Source organism: Streptomyces sp. TRM49041, assembly GCF_008271805.1.
In the GTDB taxonomy this organism is placed as follows: Bacteria; Actinomycetota; Actinomycetes; order Streptomycetales; family Streptomycetaceae; genus Streptomyces.
The window spans coordinates 349,162-367,635 of the sequence record NZ_VSRY01000173.1; the positions used below are offsets into that span (position 1 = coordinate 349,162).

At 70.3% G+C, this 18,474-nt stretch carries 19 protein-coding genes and 2 pseudogenes; 12 read left to right on the top strand and 9 right to left on the bottom strand.

Going from position 1 to position 18,474, the window contains the following annotated elements; translation table 11 throughout:
* Positions 1–190: 190 nt before the first annotated feature.
* A complete protein-coding gene (locus FVS66_RS34420; RefSeq protein WP_149185155.1) occupies positions 191–1,294 on the bottom strand; it encodes a hypothetical protein in 1,104 nt (367 codons plus the stop codon).
* Positions 1,295–1,430: 136 nt separating this feature from the next.
* Between FVS66_RS34420 and FVS66_RS34425 the strand changes: the two genes are divergently transcribed.
* Entirely contained in the window at positions 1,431–2,585 is a 1,155-nt protein-coding gene (locus FVS66_RS34425; RefSeq protein ID WP_149185156.1) for a cystathionine gamma-synthase, read from the top strand.
* 19 nt (positions 2,586–2,604) lie between these two features.
* On the opposite strand, the gene FVS66_RS36675 is transcribed toward FVS66_RS34425, so the two are convergent.
* The 3 genes from FVS66_RS36675 to FVS66_RS34440 are packed head-to-tail and all read right to left on the bottom strand — an operon-like array spanning position 2,605 to position 3,976.
* A complete protein-coding gene (locus FVS66_RS36675; protein WP_316248251.1) occupies positions 2,605–2,967 on the bottom strand; it encodes a hypothetical protein in 363 nt (120 codons plus the stop codon).
* Positions 2,964–3,404, bottom strand: coding sequence for a sigma factor-like helix-turn-helix DNA-binding protein (locus FVS66_RS34435; protein ID WP_262387365.1), 441 nt, complete (start codon positions 3,402–3,404; stop codon positions 2,964–2,966). The genes FVS66_RS36675 and FVS66_RS34435 overlap by 4 nt, the downstream gene beginning before the upstream one ends.
* Positions 3,405–3,463: 59 nt before the next feature.
* The gene (locus tag FVS66_RS34440) at positions 3,464–3,976 is read right to left on the bottom strand and encodes a MarR family transcriptional regulator (RefSeq protein WP_187645828.1); all 513 of its coding nucleotides are present in this window, start codon (positions 3,974–3,976) and stop codon (positions 3,464–3,466) included.
* Between the two features lie 124 nt (positions 3,977–4,100).
* On the opposite strand from FVS66_RS34440, the gene ilvA reads away from it, so the two are divergent.
* The 3 genes from ilvA to FVS66_RS34455 all read left to right on the top strand — a co-directional run bounded on the left by ilvA (position 4,101) and on the right by FVS66_RS34455 (position 7,376).
* Positions 4,101–5,330 (top strand): threonine ammonia-lyase, encoded by a 1,230-nt coding sequence (gene ilvA / locus FVS66_RS34445; protein WP_149185159.1) that lies wholly within the window; start codon positions 4,101–4,103, stop codon positions 5,328–5,330.
* A 175-nt stretch (positions 5,331–5,505) separates the two neighbouring features.
* On the top strand, positions 5,506–6,528 hold the full coding sequence (locus tag FVS66_RS34450; RefSeq protein ID WP_149185160.1) for an ATP-binding cassette domain-containing protein: 1,023 nt from the start codon (positions 5,506–5,508) through the stop codon (positions 6,526–6,528).
* A complete protein-coding gene (locus FVS66_RS34455; protein ID WP_149185161.1) occupies positions 6,525–7,376 on the top strand; it encodes an ABC transporter permease in 852 nt (283 codons plus the stop codon). The genes FVS66_RS34450 and FVS66_RS34455 overlap by 4 nt, the downstream gene beginning before the upstream one ends.
* 127 nt (positions 7,377–7,503) lie before the next feature.
* Here FVS66_RS34455 and greA read toward each other — a convergent pair whose 3' ends face one another.
* Positions 7,504–8,001 (bottom strand): transcription elongation factor GreA, encoded by a 498-nt coding sequence (gene greA, locus FVS66_RS34460; protein WP_149185162.1) that lies wholly within the window; start codon positions 7,999–8,001, stop codon positions 7,504–7,506.
* A 224-nt stretch (positions 8,002–8,225) separates the two neighbouring features.
* The gene (locus FVS66_RS34465) at positions 8,226–8,627 is read right to left on the bottom strand and encodes a DUF4307 domain-containing protein (protein ID WP_149185163.1); all 402 of its coding nucleotides are present in this window, start codon (positions 8,625–8,627) and stop codon (positions 8,226–8,228) included.
* A 97-nt stretch (positions 8,628–8,724) separates the two neighbouring features.
* Here FVS66_RS34465 and mca point away from each other — a divergent pair, with 97 nt between their 5' ends.
* The 3 genes and pseudogenes from mca to FVS66_RS34480 all read left to right on the top strand — a co-directional run.
* On the top strand, positions 8,725–9,606 hold the full coding sequence (gene mca, locus FVS66_RS34470; protein WP_149185164.1) for a mycothiol conjugate amidase Mca: 882 nt from the start codon (positions 8,725–8,727) through the stop codon (positions 9,604–9,606).
* A 1-nt stretch (position 9,607) separates the two neighbouring features.
* The gene (locus FVS66_RS34475) at positions 9,608–9,832 is read left to right on the top strand and encodes a hypothetical protein (RefSeq protein ID WP_149185165.1); all 225 of its coding nucleotides are present in this window, start codon (positions 9,608–9,610) and stop codon (positions 9,830–9,832) included.
* A 539-nt stretch (positions 9,833–10,371) separates the two neighbouring features.
* Positions 10,372–10,530: pseudogene (locus tag FVS66_RS34480) on the top strand (DUF255 domain-containing protein); the annotation flags it as partial.
* A gap of 110 nt (positions 10,531–10,640) precedes the next feature.
* On the opposite strand, the gene FVS66_RS34485 reads toward FVS66_RS34480, so the two are convergent.
* Positions 10,641–11,873 (bottom strand): PQQ-binding-like beta-propeller repeat protein, encoded by a 1,233-nt coding sequence (locus tag FVS66_RS34485; protein ID WP_149185167.1) that lies wholly within the window; start codon positions 11,871–11,873, stop codon positions 10,641–10,643.
* A gap of 191 nt (positions 11,874–12,064) precedes the next feature.
* Between FVS66_RS34485 and FVS66_RS34490 the strand changes: the two genes are divergently transcribed.
* From FVS66_RS34490 to FVS66_RS34505, 4 genes and pseudogenes are all read left to right on the top strand, one after another.
* Positions 12,065–13,171, top strand: coding sequence for a hypothetical protein (locus FVS66_RS34490; protein ID WP_149185168.1), 1,107 nt, complete (start codon positions 12,065–12,067; stop codon positions 13,169–13,171).
* Between the two features lie 283 nt (positions 13,172–13,454).
* Complete coding sequence (locus tag FVS66_RS34495; protein WP_316248252.1) at positions 13,455–13,820, top strand: type II toxin-antitoxin system RelE/ParE family toxin; 366 nt, start codon at positions 13,455–13,457, stop codon at positions 13,818–13,820.
* A gap of 129 nt (positions 13,821–13,949) precedes the next feature.
* Positions 13,950–14,108 (top strand): annotated as a pseudogene (locus FVS66_RS34500) (DUF255 domain-containing protein); the annotation flags it as partial.
* A gap of 219 nt (positions 14,109–14,327) precedes the next feature.
* Positions 14,328–14,894, top strand: coding sequence for a Uma2 family endonuclease (locus FVS66_RS34505; RefSeq protein WP_262387366.1), 567 nt, complete (start codon positions 14,328–14,330; stop codon positions 14,892–14,894).
* Positions 14,895–15,236: 342 nt separating this feature from the next.
* Here the strand turns inward: FVS66_RS34505 and FVS66_RS34510 are convergent, their stop codons facing one another.
* Complete coding sequence (locus FVS66_RS34510; protein ID WP_149185170.1) at positions 15,237–16,481, bottom strand: IS110 family transposase; 1,245 nt, start codon at positions 16,479–16,481, stop codon at positions 15,237–15,239.
* 325 nt (positions 16,482–16,806) lie between these two features.
* Between FVS66_RS34510 and FVS66_RS35380 the strand changes: the two genes are divergently transcribed.
* On the top strand, positions 16,807–16,956 hold the full coding sequence (locus FVS66_RS35380) for a hypothetical protein (RefSeq protein ID WP_187645830.1): 150 nt from the start codon (positions 16,807–16,809) through the stop codon (positions 16,954–16,956).
* 520 nt (positions 16,957–17,476) lie between these two features.
* Here the strand turns inward: FVS66_RS35380 and FVS66_RS34520 are convergent.
* Positions 17,477–18,403 carry an ornithine carbamoyltransferase gene (locus FVS66_RS34520; protein ID WP_149185171.1) on the bottom strand — a complete coding sequence of 309 codons (927 nt, stop codon included), beginning with the start codon at positions 18,401–18,403 and terminating at the stop codon, positions 17,477–17,479.
* Positions 18,404–18,474 lie beyond the last annotated feature (71 nt).

Consider the following 18,474-nt stretch of genomic DNA (forward strand, 5'->3'; position numbering starts at 1 on the left):
CAGATTCCCCCCACGGGAAGGACAGCTTCCGCAAAGACGGAAATGGACATGACGAAGCGACGTGGGGGGAAGCGGAGTATCACCTACCGGTGCGTCGCATCGCAAGCGTGTTCCCACGCCGCTACGGAAGCGGGCCCAGCACCGGTGCGGGGTGAGCACCCCGCACCGGTACGGCGCCGCGACCCGCGCGTCAGCCCGGAAGCGTCGCCGGGGAGCCGCCGTTCGCCTCGTACCCGGCCACCGCCAGCGCCCGGTACACCGCGTACTCCGCCGCCGGGTCCTCGCTCATCGTCCAGGGCAGCGCCCCGACATGCCCGTCCACGTGCACGATCTGCCCCATGGCCTCGCTCCAGCGCTGCGCGCCCACCAGGAAGTGGATGAGCAGGTGCCGTACGTGCGCCAGCATCGGGTCGTCCGGGCGGGCCGTCTGCACCGCGAACAGCGCGCCCTCCATGGCCCGCGACACGACCTGAGTGCCGTAGAAGTCCCGTACCAGCGTCAGGTCGGGCAGGTGCTCCCACACCGCGAACAGCGGCAGCGCGGACAGCAGCGAACCCTGCGGCGCGCGCGCCGCCGCGGCCGTCGCGAACCGGTCGGCGTCCTCCCGCGAGCCGTGCCACTTCTCGCACCAGTAGTGCAGGGCCGCGATGTGCGCGCCCATGTGCCCGGCGTCCCGGTCGATGACCTTCAGCCACACCTGGTCGAACTGCTCGTGCGAATAGCCCAGCCCGCGGGCGACGGCCAGTTCGACGATGTACGGGACGGGGTCGCCCGGCGCCAGCAGTGCGGCCTCGCCGCACACGTTCCGGGCCTCCTCCAGGATGATCCGGAACTCGTCGGTCCCGACGGCGGCCGACCGCCACGCCTGCTGCACCAGGAACTCGGCGTGGACGGCAGCTCCACCCGCGTCCTTCGGCGCCTCCGCCCGCCAGGCCCGCAGCCACGCGCCCCCGACGCCCGGCTGCTGCTGGAGCTCCAGCGACGCGGCGCCCGCGAACGCCTGCACGCGCTGCCAGCGCACCTCGCCCTCCTTGGGCGTGCCGGCGAGGAGCTGCGCGGCGGCTCGCCAGTCCTGGGTGCGTTGTACGACGTCGAGGACGTCGACGAGGTCCTGGTCCGGTCCGGGCATCCGGACGTCGAGGAGTTCCTGCCGCACGAAGCCGTAGGCGAGCGGGTCGGCGGCGTCGGGCGCACCGGGCGAGGTCAGCCGGATACCGGAGCGGCGGCGCAGCATCCAGGGCGCGACGACGGCACCGAGCAGGCCCACGGCGAACAGGAACCAGAGAATCTCCATAGCGCCCATTGTCCCGGACGCCCGGCGGAGCCTTCGGACCGGACCGTGCGCGCGGAACCGGACCGGCCGCGCGCGGAACCGGACCGGCCGCCCGCGGAACCGGGCCGGCGCCCGCCGACCGGACTACGCTCGCCCCATGAGTGACGAGCACACCCACCAGAACTTCGAGACCCGCGCCATCCACGCGGGCAACACCGCCGACCCGCTGACCGGCGCGGTCGTCCCGCCCATCTACCAGGTGTCCACCTACAAGCAGGACGGTGTGGGCGGGCTGCGCGGCGGCTACGAGTACAGCCGCAGCGCCAACCCGACCCGTACGGCGCTGGAGGAGAACCTCGCCGCGCTGGAGGGCGGCCGCCGCGGCCTGGCCTTCGCGTCGGGGCTCGCCGCCGAGGACTGCCTGCTGCGCGCGCTGCTGGCGCCCGGCGACCATGTGGTCATCCCGAACGACGCGTACGGCGGCACGTTCCGGCTGTTCGCGAAGGTCGTGGCGCGGTGGGGCGTGGAGTGGTCGGTCGCCGACACCTCCGACCCGGCGGCGGTCCGGGCCGCGCTCACCGACCGTACGAAGGCCATCTGGGTCGAGACGCCGTCGAACCCGCTGCTCGGCATCACCGACATCGCGGCCCTCGCGGACGTGGCCCGGACGGCGGGCGTCAAGCTCGTCGTCGACAACACCTTCGCGTCGCCGTACCTCCAGCAGCCGCTGGCGCTCGGCGCGGATGTCGTCGTGCACTCGCTGACCAAGTACATGGGCGGCCACTCCGACGTCGTGGGCGGCGCACTGGTCACCGCCGACGAGGCGCTCGGCGAGGAGCTGGCCTACCACCAGAACGCGATGGGCGCCGTGGCCGGGCCCTTCGACTCGTGGATCGTGCTGCGCGGCATCAAGACCCTCGCCGTCCGCATGGACCGGCACAGCGAGAACGCCACGCGGGTCGCCGAGATGCTGACCAAGCACCCGAAGGTGACGCGGGTCCTCTACCCGGGCCTGCCCGAGCACCCGGGCCACGAGGTCGCCGCCAAGCAGATGCGGAGCTTCGGCGGCATGGTGTCGTTCCGGGTCGAGGGCGGTGAGGAGGCGGCGGTCGCGGTGTGCGACCGCGCGAAGCTGTTCACGCTGGGCGAGTCGCTGGGCGGTGTCGAGTCGCTGATCGAGCACCCGGGCCGGATGACCCACGCGAGCGTGGCCGGTTCGCTGCTGGAGGTCCCGGCGGACCTGGTGCGGCTGTCGGTCGGCATCGAGAACGTCGACGACCTGCTCGCGGACCTGCGCCAGGCGCTGGGCTGAGCCACCGCCCCGCCGCGGCTCACCAGGGTTCGAGTGGCGGCGTCGTCCCCATGGGCGGCGCCGACCACGGCTCCACGACGTACGCCCAGACCGCGAACGCCACCGCCGCGGCGGTCAGCAGCAGCCACAGCAGCATCTGCCGCACGCGCTCGCGGCGCCGGGCGCGGCCGCCGAGGGCCAGGGCGCGGGAGAGCAGGTCGGGCGGCACCTGAGGACGGGCCGCACCGGCCAGCAGACGGCGGACCTCCAGCTCCTTGCGGTCCTGGGGCGGCCCGGTACCTGCGGCACTCCCCGCATCCTTTGCGCCCCCCGCATCTCTCGCGGCCCCCGCGCCGCCCGTGCTCCCCGCGCCGCCCGTGCTCCCCGCGCCCCCCGTGCTCATGACGCCGCCGCCCGCCGCGGCGTGCTGCGCAGCGTCCCGACGGCGTGCCGGCACAGCGCCCGCACCCGCTCGTGGGGCAGCCCCATCAGCGCGGCGACCTGCTCCTCGTACAGACCCTCGTAGAGCCGCAGCACCACGGCGAGCCGCTCCTGCGGGGTGAGCCGGCACAGCAGCCCGCCCCGGCCCCGGTGGAACCGCCAGGCCGTGCGGGCGAACCGTACGGTCAGCTCGCGGCGCGTGTACGCGTACGGGTCCTCCCCGCGCAGCCGGTCCCAGCGGGCGTACGCCGTGCCGAGCGCGGCCGCCACCAGTCGCTGCGCGTGCGGGTTGGCGCCGGGCGGCTCCGCGGGCTCTCCCGTCAGGAGCGTCGCGACGTGCAGCAGTCGGCTCGCCGTCCCCGCGACGAACGCCCCGAACCCGAAGTCCTCTGCGGCCACGTCCTCATCTGAGGACAGCCGCCCGGCCGGGTCAAGAGCCGTGCGTCAGGAGCCGTGCGTCAAGAGGGCTGCCCCGCCTCCGGATCGCGGGGCGGCAGTCCCAGCTGGCGGGCGGAGAGCGCGGAGTTGAAGCGGGTGAGCAGCGTGCAGAACGCCTCCCGCTCCGTCGCCGTCCAGCCCTCGGTCACCCGGGCCATCAGATCGCGCCGCGAGCTGCGCACCTCCTCGAGGCGGGCCTGGCCGCGCGGCGACAGCTGGAGCACCACGGCACGGCCGTCCTCCGGGTGTGAAGTCCGCTTCACCAGGCCGGTGTCGACGAGCGGCGCGACCTGCCGGGTCACGGTCGACGAGTCGATGCCCATCCCGGCCGCCAGCGCCTTGACGCCCATCGGACCTTCCTGGTCGAGCCGGTTGAGCAGCAGGTACGCGGCCCGGTCCATCGAGTTGCGGAGCTGGCCGGTCCCGCCGAGGCGGGTCTGCTCGGCCCGCCGGGCGAAGACGGCCACCTGGTGCTGGAGGGCATCGAGGAGACCGGGGTCAAGATCAGTCGTCATGTCCTGTGAAGTGGGCATGCCTGGAGGGCTCTCTCGTGCGGCGGTCGGTTTGGTGGGGGAAAGAGTACGCGGACTGCCGCCCCTCCGTACCGGCGCTGCGCAATCGAGATGAAGCACTTCCCGAGCTGCGAGACTTGCTGTCATGAGCTACCGCACGCCGCGCCCCTTGCACCCCGTCATGCTGGACGACGTCAGGGGTGCCCAGAAGATGCTGTCCGGGGTCGCCCGGGTGACCGCGATGGAGGGCAGCAGGTATCTGTCGCGGCTGGTCGGCGCTCCTGTCCACTTCAAGTGCGAGAACCTGCAGCGGACCGGTTCGTTCAAGCTGCGCGGCGCTTACGTGCGGATCTCCGGGCTGCGGCAGGAGGAGCGGGCGGCCGGGGTGGTCGCCGCGTCAGCGGGCAACCACGCGCAGGGCGTCGCGCTGGCCTCCTCGCTGCTCGGTGTGCGGTCCACGGTCTTCATGCCGGTCGGCGCCCCGCTGCCGAAGGTCGCCGCGACGCGCGAGTACGGCGCCGAGGTGCGGCTGCGGGGGCAGGTGGTGGACGAGACGCTCGCCGCGGCGCAGCAGTACGCACGGGACACGGGCGCGGTGTTCATCCACCCCTTCGACCACCCGGACATCATCGCGGGCCAGGGCACGGTCGGCCTGGAGATCCTCGAACAGTGCCCGGAGGTACGGACGATCATCGTCGGCATGGGCGGAGGCGGCCTCGCGGCGGGCATCGGCGTGGCGGTGAAGGCGCTGCGGCCCGACGTGAGGGTGATCGGCGTGCAGGCGCAGGCGGCCGCCGCGTACCCGAGGTCGCTGGCGGCGGGCCGACCGGTGTCCGTGGAGTGCGCGCCGACCATGGCGGACGGGATCATGGTGGGTCGCCCCGGCGACGTGCCGTTCGGCATCGTCCAGGAGGTGGTCGACGAGGTCCGTACGGTGTCGGAGGACGCTCTGTCGTCGGCGCTGCTGCTCTGCCTGGAGCGGGCCAAGCTGGTCGTCGAACCGGCGGGTGCGAGCCCGGTCGCGGCGCTGCTGAGCGCGCCGGAGTCGTTCGACGGCCCGGTGGTGGCCCTGCTGTCGGGCGGCAACGTGGATCCGTTGGTCCTCCAGCGGATCCTGCGGCACGGCATGGCCGCGGCCGGCCGCTACCTGAGCCTGCGCCTCCGCCTCCCGGACCGCCCGGGGGTCCTGGCGAACCTGCTGGGCGTACTGACCGTGGTCGACGCGAACGTCCTGGACGTGGGCCATGTCCGTACGGACCCGCGGCTGGGGCTGACGGAGGTCGAGGTGGAGCTGCACCTGGAGACGAAGGGCCCGGAGCACTGCGCGGAGGTCCAGTCGGCGCTGCACGAGGCGGGCTACACGGTCATGGGGTGAGTGTCGGCCGAGTGTCGGCCGCGGTGGGGTCTTCCCCGCCGAAACCCCTTGAGGATCGCGATATATCGCGTTAGTCTGTGGTGCAGATCATACGATCGCCGGGTCGGCCACCCCCCGGCGTCCATAAGTTTTGGTTGGCGAATCGTCCCAGAGTGAGCCATAACAGAGAAATCACATGCCAGGCGCCATTCACGCCGAAGGTCTGGTGAAGACCTTCGGCGACGTACGAGCACTGGACGGCGTGGACCTCGACGTCCCGGAAGGCACCGTCCTGGGGCTTCTCGGTCCGAACGGCGCCGGGAAGACCACCGCGGTGCGCGTGCTCACCACGCTGCTCCGGCCCGACAGCGGTCGCGCCGTCGTCGCGGGCATCGACGTCCTCAAGCACCCCAACGAGGTGCGCCGGTCGATAGGTCTGTCCGGCCAGTTCGCCGCCGTCGACGAGTACCTCACCGGCCGCGAGAACCTCCAGATGGTCGGCCGGCTCTACCAGATGTCCGGCAAGGCCGCGAAGGTCCGGGCGGGAGAGCTCCTCGAGCGGTTCAACCTCGCCGACGCCGCCGACCGTCCCGCCAAGACGTACTCCGGCGGTATGCGGCGCCGCCTCGACCTCGCCGCCGCACTCGTCGTCTCCCCGCCCGTCATGTTCATGGACGAGCCGACGACGGGGCTCGACCCGCGTAACCGCCAGAGCCTCTGGGAGGTCATCCAGGAGCTGGTCGCGGGCGGTACGACCCTGCTGCTCACCACGCAGTACCTGGAGGAGGCCGACCACCTCGCCCACGAGATCTGCGTCGTCGACCACGGCCGGGTCATCGCCCGTGGTACGTCCGACCAGCTCAAGGCCCGTACGGGCGGCGAGCGCGTGGAGGTCGTCGTGCACACGCCCGACCAGATCGCCACCGGGCGGGACGTCCTCACCGCCTTCGGCAGGGGCGGCGACGTGGCCGTCGAGGAGCACACCCGCAGGCTGACCGTGCCGGTCACCGGCGGCGCGAAGCTCCTCGCCGAGGTCATCCGCGAGCTGGACGCGCGCGGCGTCGAGATCGACGACATCGGGCTGCGCCGTCCGACCCTCGACGATGTGTTCATCTCGCTCACCGGCCACGCGGCGGAGCGGCGGGACGAGGGCGAGGGCGAGGGTGACAAGAGCGGCGCCGGCCAGGCGGCCGCCACCACTGAGGAGGCCGTCAAGTGACCGCAGTCACCGAGACCGAACGGATCGCCGCGCCCCGGCCGCGCGGCGGGATCACTCAGTCGATCACCGACTCGCTGGTCGTGGCCCACCGCAATCTGATCCGCATGCTGCGGATCCCCGAGGTGGTCGTCTTCGGCCTGGTCCAGCCGATCATGTTCGTGGTGCTGTTCAGCTATGTGTTCGGCGGCTCGATGAACATCGGCGGTACGACCGACCCGTCCGTCTACCGCAACTTCCTGATGGCCGGCATCTTCGCCCAGACCGTCACCTTCGCCACGGCGGGTGCGGGCGCGGGCATCGCCGACGACATGCACAAGGGCCTGGTCGACCGGTTCCGGTCGCTGCCCATGGCACGCGGCGCGGTGCTCACGGGCCGTACGCTCGCCGACCTCGTCCAGACGGCGCTGACCGTCGTCGTCCTGACCGTGGTCGCCCTGCTGGTCGGCTGGCGCATCCACGAAGGCATCCCGAAGGCGCTCGGCGCGTTCGCGCTGCTGCTTCTGCTCGGCTACGCCTTCTCGTGGATCGGCGCGCTGATCGGCCTTTCCGTACGGACACCGGAGGCGGCCACGTCCGGCGGGCTCATCTGGCTCTTCCCGGTCACGTTCATCTCGAACGCGTTCGTGGACTCCGAGCGGATGACGCCCTGGCTGCAGCACATCGCCGAGTGGAACCCGTTCAGCGCGACCGTGCAGGCGGCCCGCGAGCTGTTCGGCAACCCGGGGGTCTCGCAGTCGGACGCGTGGCCGATGCAGCACCCGGTGTGGGCGTCGATCATCTGGTCGCTGATCATCATCACCGTGTTCCGCACGCTCGCGGTACGGAAGTACAGGTCGGCCGCGTCCTGAGACGGGGCCTGAGGCGGGGCCGAGGCGGGCCTGAGGCGAGGCCTGAGGCGGGCCTGAAACGGAGAAGGACCGGTGACCGCGCGTGTAGCGACGCGGTCCCGGTCCTTCTCCGTACGGCTGCCCGGGCTCAGCCCTGGTAGGGCTTGGCGTCCAGAATGCGCACCGAGGCGGTCCTGCCGTTCGGCAGCTCGTACTCGGCGTCCTCGCCGACCTTCTTGCCGTTCACACCCGAGCCCAGCGGGGACTGCGGGGAGTACGTCTCGATGTCGGAGCTCGCGTACTCGCGCGAGGCGAGCAGGAAGGTCACGGTGTCGTCCTCGTCGCCGTCGAAGGCGATCGTCACGACCGTGCCGGGGGCGACCACACCACTGGTCGCGGGGGCCTCGCCGACCTTCGCGTGCTCCAGGAGCTGGGTGAGCTGGCGGACTCGCAGCTCCTGCTTGCCCTGCTCCTCCTTGGCCGCGTGGTACCCGCCGTTCTCGCGGAGGTCCCCCTCCTCGCGCGCCGCCGCGATCTTGGCAGCGATCTCGGTTCGCGCGGGACCAGACAGGTACTCCAGCTCGGCCTTGAGCTGGTTGTACGCCTCCTGGGTGAGCCAGGTGACGTTGTCGCTGGTCTGGGTCACAGGTGCTCCTCGTCGGTGCTGGGAATACAAAGCATCGCCCTACCAGAAGCATGCGGCCTTACTGGGAGGGCGAAACCACGAGCCTAACAATTCCGGGGGCAAAGGGGGAGGACGAATGTCATGGAATCCACGACTCCGCAGGTCACGCCGCCGTGCGCGTGCCGCGACACCGGCGGTCGCAGCGCCCCGCCCCCAGGGGGCGGGTGTGACGGGAGTCGGTCCGGTCAGTCCGCGGTGCAGCCCAGGAGTTCCGCGGCCGTCGCCCGGGCCGTCGTGCGGACGGCCACGACCTGGTCGACCCGCTGCGACGCCTGGTCGAAGCGGACCTCCTTACGGCCCACCTCCGCCCCGCTCTCCGCGAGGGCCCGCACCGTGCAGTACCCCTTCGCGTCGTCCTGCTTGCGCACCTCCAGGTGTACGTCCACCCGGTCCTCGGCCGCCACATCGAACTTGATCAACTCGGCGCTGACCTTCTGACCTGCGATGTAGTCGTAGCCGAACCACCCGACCAGCGCGACAAGGCCCACCCCGAGCACCGAGCCGACGATCTTGAGCCTGCGGTCGGTACGCTCCTCCGCCGCGCGGCCGTACCGACCCTCGGGGAGCCGTTCGCCCGTCACGCTCATGATCGTTCCTCTCGTACACCGAACGACGGAATATCCGCTGCGCCGATTCCGTCACTATAGAAGCCGAGCGACCTGACCAATCATTGAGGATCCAGTCTTGACTGAGCAGCTGCGACTGATGGCAGTTCACGCCCACCCCGACGACGAGTCGAGCAAGGGCGCAGCCACGATGGCCAAGTACGTGTCCGAGGGGGTGGACGTGCTCGTCGTGACGTGCACGGGAGGCGAACGCGGCTCCATCCTCAACCCGAAGCTCCAGGGTGACCCGTACATCGAGGAGAACATCCACGAGGTGCGCCGCAGGGAGATGGACGAGGCCCGGGAGATCCTGGGCGTCGAGCAGGAGTGGCTGGGGTTCGTCGACTCCGGGCTTCCGGAGGGCGACCCGCTGCCCCCGCTGCCGCAGGGCTGCTTCGCGCTGGAGGACGTCGACAAGGCGGCCGGCAGCCTGGTGCGGTCCATCCGCGCCTTCCGCCCGCAGGTGATCACCACCTACGACGAGAACGGCGGTTACCCGCACCCCGACCACATCATGACCCACAAGATCACGATGGTGGCCTTCGAGGGCGCGGCCGACGCCGAGAAGTACCCGGAGTCCGAGTTCGGCCCGGTCTGGCAGCCGCTGAAGCTCTACTACAACCAGGGCTTCAACCGTCCCCGCACGGTCGCCCTGCACGAGGCGCTCCTGGACCGCGGCATGGAGTCCCCGTACGGGGAGTGGCTCAAGCGCTGGGAGGAGTTCCAGCGCGCCGAGCGCACCCTGACCACGTACGTCCCGTGCGCGGACTTCTTCGAGACCCGCGACAAGGCGCTGATCGCGCACCGTACGCAGATCGACCCGGACGGCGGCTGGTTCCGCGTGCCCATGGAGATCCAGAAGGAGGTCTGGCCGACCGAGGAGTACGAGCTGGCCACGTCACTGGTGGACACCTCCCTCCCCGAGAGCGACCTCTTCGCGGGCATCCGCGACAATGCCTGACATGAGCGCACACCAGGCACTGACCCATCTCGTCCCGCTCGCCGCCAAGGAGCTGGACGAGAACAAGGTGACCCCCGGAGTCCTCGGCTTCATCGTCTTCGCCGTCATGGCCCTGGCCGTGTGGGCGCTGATGAAGTCGATGAACCGGCACATGAACCGGGTGAACTTCGAGGAGACCCCCGCCCGGGGCACCACCCCCGGCAAGGCGCCCGCCGCCCAGGAGTGACCGCCGGGGCGGCGGCGGGGCGTCCCGCATCGCCCGCCGCCCCGAGCGCGTGCCACGTCCGCGGCGCGAGTCGGGCTCGGCCCCCGCGTGCCCGCGGCGCGAGTCGGGCTCGGCCCCTGCGTGCCCCGTCCGGCAGGACTGGGCGGCCCGGTCGGCGAGGCGTGTCGGTCACGGCATCCACGCCGCCTGGACGCCGCAGCACCCGGACGCTGCGGCGGCAGGATCATCGCGTCGTAGACGGGGGACTCCGGCACGCTTGATACGGCCGATCACTTCGTAGCCCGACGCGGGTAGGCGGAGCTGGCGGCTCGTTGTCGACGACACACGTGAGCCTCGTCCAGGCTCGGCCCTGTCGGCCACCGTCTCGTCCTGGAGACGTCGGCCGATTCCTCGGCCCGAAGTGTGGCCACACAGGTTCCCGCCTCTGCCGTGTGGACACCGACACGGACGCCGCGCGAGCACTGGCCCTCCGCCCCGTCTGTGTGCTGCCACCTGTGGCGCACGGGCGGGGCGGGCAGAGGGTGCGCAGGGATGGGGGTATGCCCAATCGACTCGCGCAGGCCACGTCCCCGTACCTCCTCCAGCACGCGGACAACCCCGTCGACTGGTGGCCATGGGAGACCGACGCGTTCGAAGAAGCCCGGCGGCGCGGCGTCCCCGTGCTCTTGAGCGTCGGCTACAGCGCCTGCCACTGGTGCCAGTAGACGAAACCCTCGGCCAGCGTAGTAGAAGGGCTTCCAGTAGTCGGAGGTCGCTTCGATCACCACCAGCGTCACCTACCGTCGTCGACACACCACGGCACCGCCGGCTAGGCGGGCAGGGCGTGCAGCTTCTTGCCGTGCAGGGCGAAGACGTGCTTACCGTCGGTGGCCACCAGCCATGCGTGGTAGTCGCCGGACTTGTCGTTGAACGTCCAGCGCAGGTCACCGGTCTTCGCGTCGAAGGCGTGCACGCCGCCCTGCTTGTCGAGGTCGGTAGCTCCGTAGAGGGTGCCGCCCGCCGTGACGAACTGCCGGGGCACATGGGCCCCCGCGTCCGCGAGGGCCTTGGACTGCCAGATCTTCCTGCCGGTCTGCGGCTCGATGGCCCAGAGCGTTCTCCCGCTGTCCGCGACGTAGAGCACGTCCTCCAGGACGGTCGGCTCCTTGAAGGCGTTGAACTTCCCGGTCTGCACGGACCACTTCTCGGCGCCGTCAGAGAGGTTGAAGGCCTGGAGCTTCTGTCCCTGCGGGATGATCACCAGGTCCTGGTGGACGGCGAAGAAGCCGTAGTTCGTCTTTGTCGTCTTATGGGTCCACACCTGCTTGCCGGTGGCGGTGTCGCGAACCGTGAGGTTCTTCTTGAAGTCGGTGTAGGCGAGGTAGCGGCCCTGTACGGCGGCGTGAACGCCGTTCTGCTTGGTGCCGACGTCCCGCTGCTCCTTCCATGCCACCTTGCCCGTACTGCTGTTCAGCGCGGCGATCACGTTGGTGCGGGACGAGCCGTCGTCCTCAAGGATCTCGGCGATGACGTACACCTGCTTCTCATCCACCGCGATCGGCCTCGGCTGCCGGTACTCCCTGCCCAGGTGGCTGCGCCAGGTCTCCTTGCCCGAAGCCGGGTCGTACCCGCCGACGGTGCCGTCGTACTTGCCGCTGGCCAGGTACAGGGTGCCGTTGCCGAGCAGGAGCGGCGCACCGGGCACCGCGCCGCCCTCCAGCGACCACCGCTCCTCGCCGGTCGCCGCGTCGAGGGCGGCAAGCGGATTGCCCGCCGCGATCACCACGCCCGCCGCGGCCACGAGCTCGTCGTTGTCCCCGTACGTCTGCGCCGAGGTCGACTTCGTCCACAGCGGCTTGGGGGCCTGTCCGGCCTCGGCGGCGGCGCCCTCGGACGGTGTGCCGCCGCCAGGGGTTCCGGAGCCCCCGTCGTCGGCTGTGTCGTCCTCACGGCAGCCAGTGGCTCCGGCCCCCAGCACCGCAAGCGTGAGACCGCCCCCGGCCAGCCGCAGCACCAGGCGCCGGTTGGGCCTGCCGTCCGATGAGTTCTGGTCCTTCGACATGTCGTTGTCCCCCCGTGGAGTCGTGTGAGCAGCAGGCCGCGCTCTCGCATCGGTGCGCGGTCCCGGCGGTCGGGTACGTTAGCCGCTGCCGGGCGGTCGCGGTGGCGCCGGGACCCGACAGGGACAACGTCGTGAACTGATCGGTACGTTGATCACCGCGGTGCGTGAGGACCTACGGGGGATGGGCGAGTATGCCGATGTATCGCAACGGGGGCATCAGCCCCTGGCAGTTGGTGCTCCTGGGGCTGCCACTGGTCGGGCTGGGGGTGGGTGTGCCCGCCGTCATGCTGCCGTCGGCGTTGGCGGACGAGCGGGCCTACGCCGCCGCCGCGCCGTGCCCCGGGGGAGCGGCCCAGGCGGACACGACGGCGGACTGCCTGCTGACGCAGCGGGCCGCTGTGACCGGCAAGAACATCACCGGCAGCGGCGACAACAAGAAGTACTTCCTCGTCCTCGGCTTCCCGGACGGCACCCAGCAGCGGGCACAACTCGGGAAGAACAGCCAGAAGAAAGTCGAGACAGGCGAGCCGGTCACCGTCGTCTCCTGGCGCCACGAGGTACGCGAGATCACCACCCGCGACGACGAGCGCCTGACCACCCGGGCCTATCCGGTCGGCTCGTACATCCCGCTGATGCTGGTGGCCGTGATGGCGACGCCCCTGGGCGCGTCGTTGCTGTGGATGGCCCACTGGCTGCGGCAGCTGCGACGCACCGGCCGCAGCCTCGCGTCCACCGGCCGGTGGCACACGTCGGTCCCGTTCGTGACGGCCATGCTGTACGGCTTCGCGGCGATGGTCGCGATCGCGGTAGCGCCGAGCGCCACGGTCGCGGCGGCCGCCGCGGGCGGGGTAGCCGTCGGCGCCGTCCCGCTCAGTGCCCTGGCCTGGCGCGGGCAGCGGAACAAAGCCGGGCCGAGAGCGGCCAGGCTGCTGGCCGCCACCGGAGTCTGTGCCCCGGTGGCGGAGGCGGTGATCCCCGCGCGGGTGTCAGGCGATGTCCCGTACAGCCGTACCGACTGCGACCACCTGGTCCTCGGTCCGGCCGGCCTGGCCGTCACCCCCGACGCGCAGGGCATGAGCTGGCGCGTTCCCCTGCCTGTGTCCCTGACCTTTGTCCGCCTGCACCGCGGGGACGCGGTCGGCCGCATCGACGGTGTCTCCCGCCCGCTGCTGGTGGAGTGCCGCGACGGCGACCGCGAAGTACTCATCGCGGCGGACCGCGACCAGGTGCCGTGGATTCTGGGCGCCCTGTGGCCACAGCCACAGGGCGCCCTCCCCTACGTGCCGCCAAGGACATGACCTCCGAAGCGGACGTTGCCGCCTCGCCGGATCAGCCGCGAGGCTCAGGCCAGCCTCCGCGCGGCGACGGAAGTCGTCCCGTGCCGCGAGCATGCTGTCCGTGAAGTTTCCCCGTGACCTCGGACGTGGGCTGGATCCGCGGACGACTCGGCTTTCTGTACGAAGGGATTGCCACGCGCAGACGTCCAGCCGCGGTGAGGCGGCCCGCGGCAGGCCCCTCGGGGGCGATGGGTGACTGTCACGCCGCCTTGTACATGTTGTAGACGACATATGCGTTGTGCGGGTGGATGCGCTCTTCACCGTCGAGCTCGAGCCCGAAGTGCGGGACTGGCTGGAAGCACTGCCGGCCAAGCACTTCCTCAAGGTCGACGAATATGTCGGACTGCTCGCGGAGCACGCCGCCGCGCTCGGCGAGCCATACGCCCGCTACCTCGGCGACGGAGTCCGGGAGCTGCGGCCGACCCTCGACGGTGCCGCCATACGCATCACGTACTGGCTCACCCCGAACCGCACCGCCGTCCTGCTGACCGTCTTCCGTAAGACGCGGATGCGGGAGGATGCCGAGGTCAGGCGTGCCAAAGCTCGCGCAGAAGGTCTGCGAGGCCGAGCACTGGCCGGCCCACGAGGAGTTCATCCGTGTCATCAGTGACTCTCACGGCGCATCGCACCGACGCTGCCTGAGCCGGCTGGGCGCGTTCCGCGCATCGTCCGCCGCGCCGTCACTGGTCCGAGGGTGGCGGGGGCCGGGCCCGGCGCCCGGATCGGGCAGGATGAGGGTATGGGCAACCGCCTCGCCGACGAGGCATCCCCGTCCCTGCTCCAGCACGCCTCCAACCCGGTGGATTGGTGGCCCTGGGGGCAGGCGGCGTTCGATGAGGCGAAGCGGCGCAATGCGCCCGTACTGTTGTCAGTTGGTTGCTCTTCGTGTCATTGGTGCCAGTGGGTGAACACAGCCAGGTGGTTGTGACCTGGGGCGTTTCCAAAGGGTGTCGGTGTGGACACGTACGATGAGGAGCTGGTCGGGGAGATGAGCGTCTGGGTTGACGATCAGTTGACCGCCGCTCCCAGTGCGGCCCGGAGTCCTCTGTCAACATCCGCCGGGTTCGTGGGCTCGGCCCGTACGATGGCGGTATCTCGGGACGGGCAGGGAGGCGCGATGACCGCGATGTATCCGGAGTATGCGCAGTGGCTGCGCCAGGTGCGCAGCTCGATGAAGCTGCCCAAGGCCGTCAAGTTGCTGTTCGATCAGGGGCGCCTGTACATGTCGCCGGTGACGGAGGCGCACAGCGAGGCGGATGATTCGATCCGGTTGCAGCTGGCGGAGCAGCTGGGAGGGGAGTCCGGTCTGCACGTCACGCGGGACAAGGGCGTGCTGCCGGAGAGGGACGGTTACACGCCCGAGCCCGATGTGCTGGTGGTAGACGCGGGCGCGCTTGGTCCGGGGGATGCCTTCGTCGACCAGAAGCATGTCCACTTCGTAGCCGAGAGCGTGTCCCGCTCGACAGTCGGGCAGGACTACGGGCGCAAGCTCAATCAGTACGCGGCGCGAGGGATCCCGACGTATCTGATCGTGGACGTGTTGACCGGGGAGTGTGTGCTCTACCAGGCACCGAAGGGCGACGAGTACACCTCGGCGGTGCCCTATCGGTTCGGTGAGGAGATCGGGTTCTCCCTCGCGGGAGTCGCGGTGACGGTGCGCACCGATTTCAAGAAGATCCGCTGAGGCTGTCTCTTCCCGGCCTTCATGGGGTGCGGTTCCCCGGTCCTGCTGGTCGGCCAGGGCCGCCGGCCCCGGCACCGCGCCGGTGCTACGTATCCGATGCTCCTCCGTCCGGCGGGCCGGGCGGTTTGCGTAGCGTCCACTCGCGCTGTCCGATCGCGTACCTGGGGACCCGCCAGCAAGCCACCATACAACCCACCCGAACTAAACGATCACGCTCGGAAAGCGGATGGCGTCTTAGATAACCAGGTAGTTCTGACGCGTAAATAGCAGCAGTTCAGTGCGGGTGTGGGCAGGACTGGATGCCCGGTGGCCGTGGGGTCGCCGGGTGTCCGGGGTTGTCGGTCAGGCTGCGTGCTCCCTCGGGTTGAGGGTGACGGTGTAGCCGAGTTGGTTGAGCTGGTTGATCGCGCGGCGGGTGGCGCGTTCGGGGTCGCGTTGGGTGAAGTAGGTGCCGCCGAGCTCGTGGTAGGGGACGTGGTCGGTGAGCATGTGCCAGATCGCGGTGATGATCGAGTGTTCGACGGCGACCAGGGCCCGGAGCGGGCCGCGGCGTGAGGTCAGCCGTTTGTAGCGGGCCTGCAGGTAGGTGTCCTTGGTTCGCACCGCGCCGAAGGCGGCCAGGCCGAGGGCGCCCTTGAGGTACGGGTTGCCGGGCCGGACCCTGGCGTTCTTGGTGCGGCCGGCGGACTCATGGTGGCCGGGGCAGACCCCGGCCCAGGAGGCGAGGTGTTTGGCGGAGGCGAACCGGGCCATGTCGCCGCCGGTCTCCGCGACGATCACTTCGGCGACGGCCCGGTTGATCCCGGGGATGGTGTCCAGGAGGTCGAGGGCGCCTCGAAAGGGGTCCATCGCCTCCTCGATCCGCTCATCCAGCTGCCGGATCGCGTCGGTGAGCTGGTCGTAGTGGTCCAGGTGCAACCGGGTCAGGAACGCGTGATGCTCGCGGAAACGTCCGGTCAGGGCCTCGGTGAGCTCGGGGATCTTGTTGCGGAGCTTGCGTTTGGCCAGCTCAGCGAGGGCCTGCGGGTCGCGTTCCCCGGCGATGAGGGCTTCGAGCATGGCCCGGCCGGAGACGCCCATGATGTCGGAGGCGACCGCGGCGAGTTTGATCCCGGTGTCCTCCAGCATCTTCTCCAGGCGCTGGACGATCTGGCCGCGCTCGCGGGTCATCTGGGTGCGGGCCCGGGTCAGGTCCCGCAGTTCGCGCACCGGCTGCGGCGGGACGAACGAGGCACGGACCAGGCCGTGGGCGCCGAGCTGGGCCAGCCAGGCTGCGTCGGAGACGTCGGTCTTTCGGCCGGGCAGGTTCTTGACCTGCCGCGCGTTGACCAGGATCACGTTCAACTCGTCGGCCAGCAGGTAGTAGAAGGGCTTCCAGTAGTCCGAGGTCGCCTCGATCACCACCAGGGTGACCTGGGCGGCGAGCAGGTGATCCCGCAGGGCGAGCACGGCGTTCGTCGTCGCGCCCCAGGTCGTGGTCTCGGTGGTGAACGAACCGCGCCGTTTCGTACTCGGGGTGCGGATGCACGCCTTGGCGTCCTTCTTGCTGACGTCCACACCGGCGCAGCGTTCGTGCAGTACGTCCATCTCCAGAGCCCCTCCCTCAACGGCCGAGCGGTACGCCGTTCCGGGAGGGCCAGGGTGGATCAGGAATTCTGACGCACGTGCTCACAGCAACACTCCACGGTTCCCGTGGACGGCCCTCGGCACCATGCTGACCTGCGAGCTCACCGGCATCACAGAGACCTCGGTTTCGGCCGGAACGAACCCCTCCAGCGTCCCGGACACGCAGCAGCCCACGTCAGGGCAGACGGAAGCACCCCCGGCGCGCGCCACGACATTTACCACGCCCCCGGCGCGCGCCGAAGGCGCGCTGCGCTGCTGACCTGGTGTGTTCACAGGGAGCACCAGTATGGACACGTATGATGAGGGCCTGCACCACAAGATAGACGCTTGGGTCCGGGAGCAACTGACGGCTTCGCCGGAGTGGGAGCCCGAGCAGTACATCACCATCAGACAGCACCTTGAGGGCGACGCCCCGCCCCGGGAAGCGGGCGCGTAAGCGCGCCGCTTCGGCCGCCGGCCCCACTCAGGAGTGATGCCGCACGCCAGGACGGAGAGGTCCGTGCGTGCGGCATCGAGAATGTGTCTGCCGTGATCAGGCAGCGGGGTGGCAGGGCGCCGTCCACAACGTGGCGGCGACCTGCGTCCAGCCCTCATCAGTACGTGCGTCGGTTCGCGCGCGCACATCGGGCACGAGGTCACTCCTCTGACACGTACACGCCTGTGATCTGCGGCGCGATACCTCGACGGGCAACGGACAGGGGTGACATGCCCCTGTGGTGCAGTGGCGGAGTGCGATGTCACCACAGGCTCAGCGGCCTACCGGCCGCGATAGCCGCCCTGATTTGCGCGACTACTTCAGGCTCACCTTCCCCGCGTTCCTGGCCGGCGCGGATCGCGGCTGCGATGGCGCGCGATTGTTCGGCACGGCCGCGGAGATCAGCCAGCGGGCTTCCCGGGTCCTTCCGGCGAGCCAGCCACTCGGCCTGGAGACGGGCGCCGAACCTGCTGGACGCCTGTCAGGGGAGGACTCCGAGGCTCCACTCCAGGACCGCTGCGGCACTGTGCATCTTCGCCTCGGCTTGGGTGAATGCGATCGAGCGTGGTCCGTCCAGTACCGCGGCGGTGACTTCGTCGCCTCGGTGTGCGGGCAGATCGTGCATGAAGACCGCGTCCGGGCTGGCTTCCATGATGGTTTCGTCAACCCGGAAGGGAACGAATTCCTCGCGCCAGTCCGGGGAGTCCTTCGAAGTGCCGGTGGTCTGCCACCGGGTCGTGTAGACAACGTCGACGTCCTTGGGCATGTCGATGGTGTCGTGCTGCTCGGTGATGGTGGAGCCATGCCGGGCCGCGAGGTCCTTGGCCTGCCTCAGGATCTCCGGATCGAGGGCGTAGCGCCTCGGGGTCCGCAGGTGCAACTCGGCGCCGGGGTAACGCGGAAGGGCGAGAGCCAGAGCGGCGGCGGTGTTATTGCCTTCGCCCATGTAGAGCACCCGCCGCCCGGCCAGATCTCCGAAGTGTCCTGCCATGGCGGTCAGATCGGTCAATGCCTGCGTCGGATGCTCCTGCGCCGCCATGGCGTTCACCACCGCCATCCGGTCCTGGGAAGCCAGTGCGCGCAGTTCCTCGACGCTGCCCACCGTGCGCGCGACCAAGGCGTCCAGCATGCCGCCCAGCACCCGGCCGGTGTCCGCGGTGGTCTCGCCCGTGTTGACCTGGAGATCGTGCGGACCGTAGGTGATGAGGCGCGCGCCGAGTCGGAGGGCCGCGGAGGAGAACGCCGTACGCGTACGCGTCGACGTCGCCCGGAAGTAGATGCCCACGACGGCGCCGTGCAGGGTCTCGTCCGACCACGCGCCGGAGGCGAACCGGGTTCCTCTGTCCACGATTCGGTATAGGTCGGCGTCGGGGATGTCGGCCAACGAGATGAGGTGGTTACGGGCCATTGCGCGACTCCTGTGCATATCGGGCTTGGCAATGTAGAGGCGCTGTTTATCAGGGCGGTATCGGCGTCGCC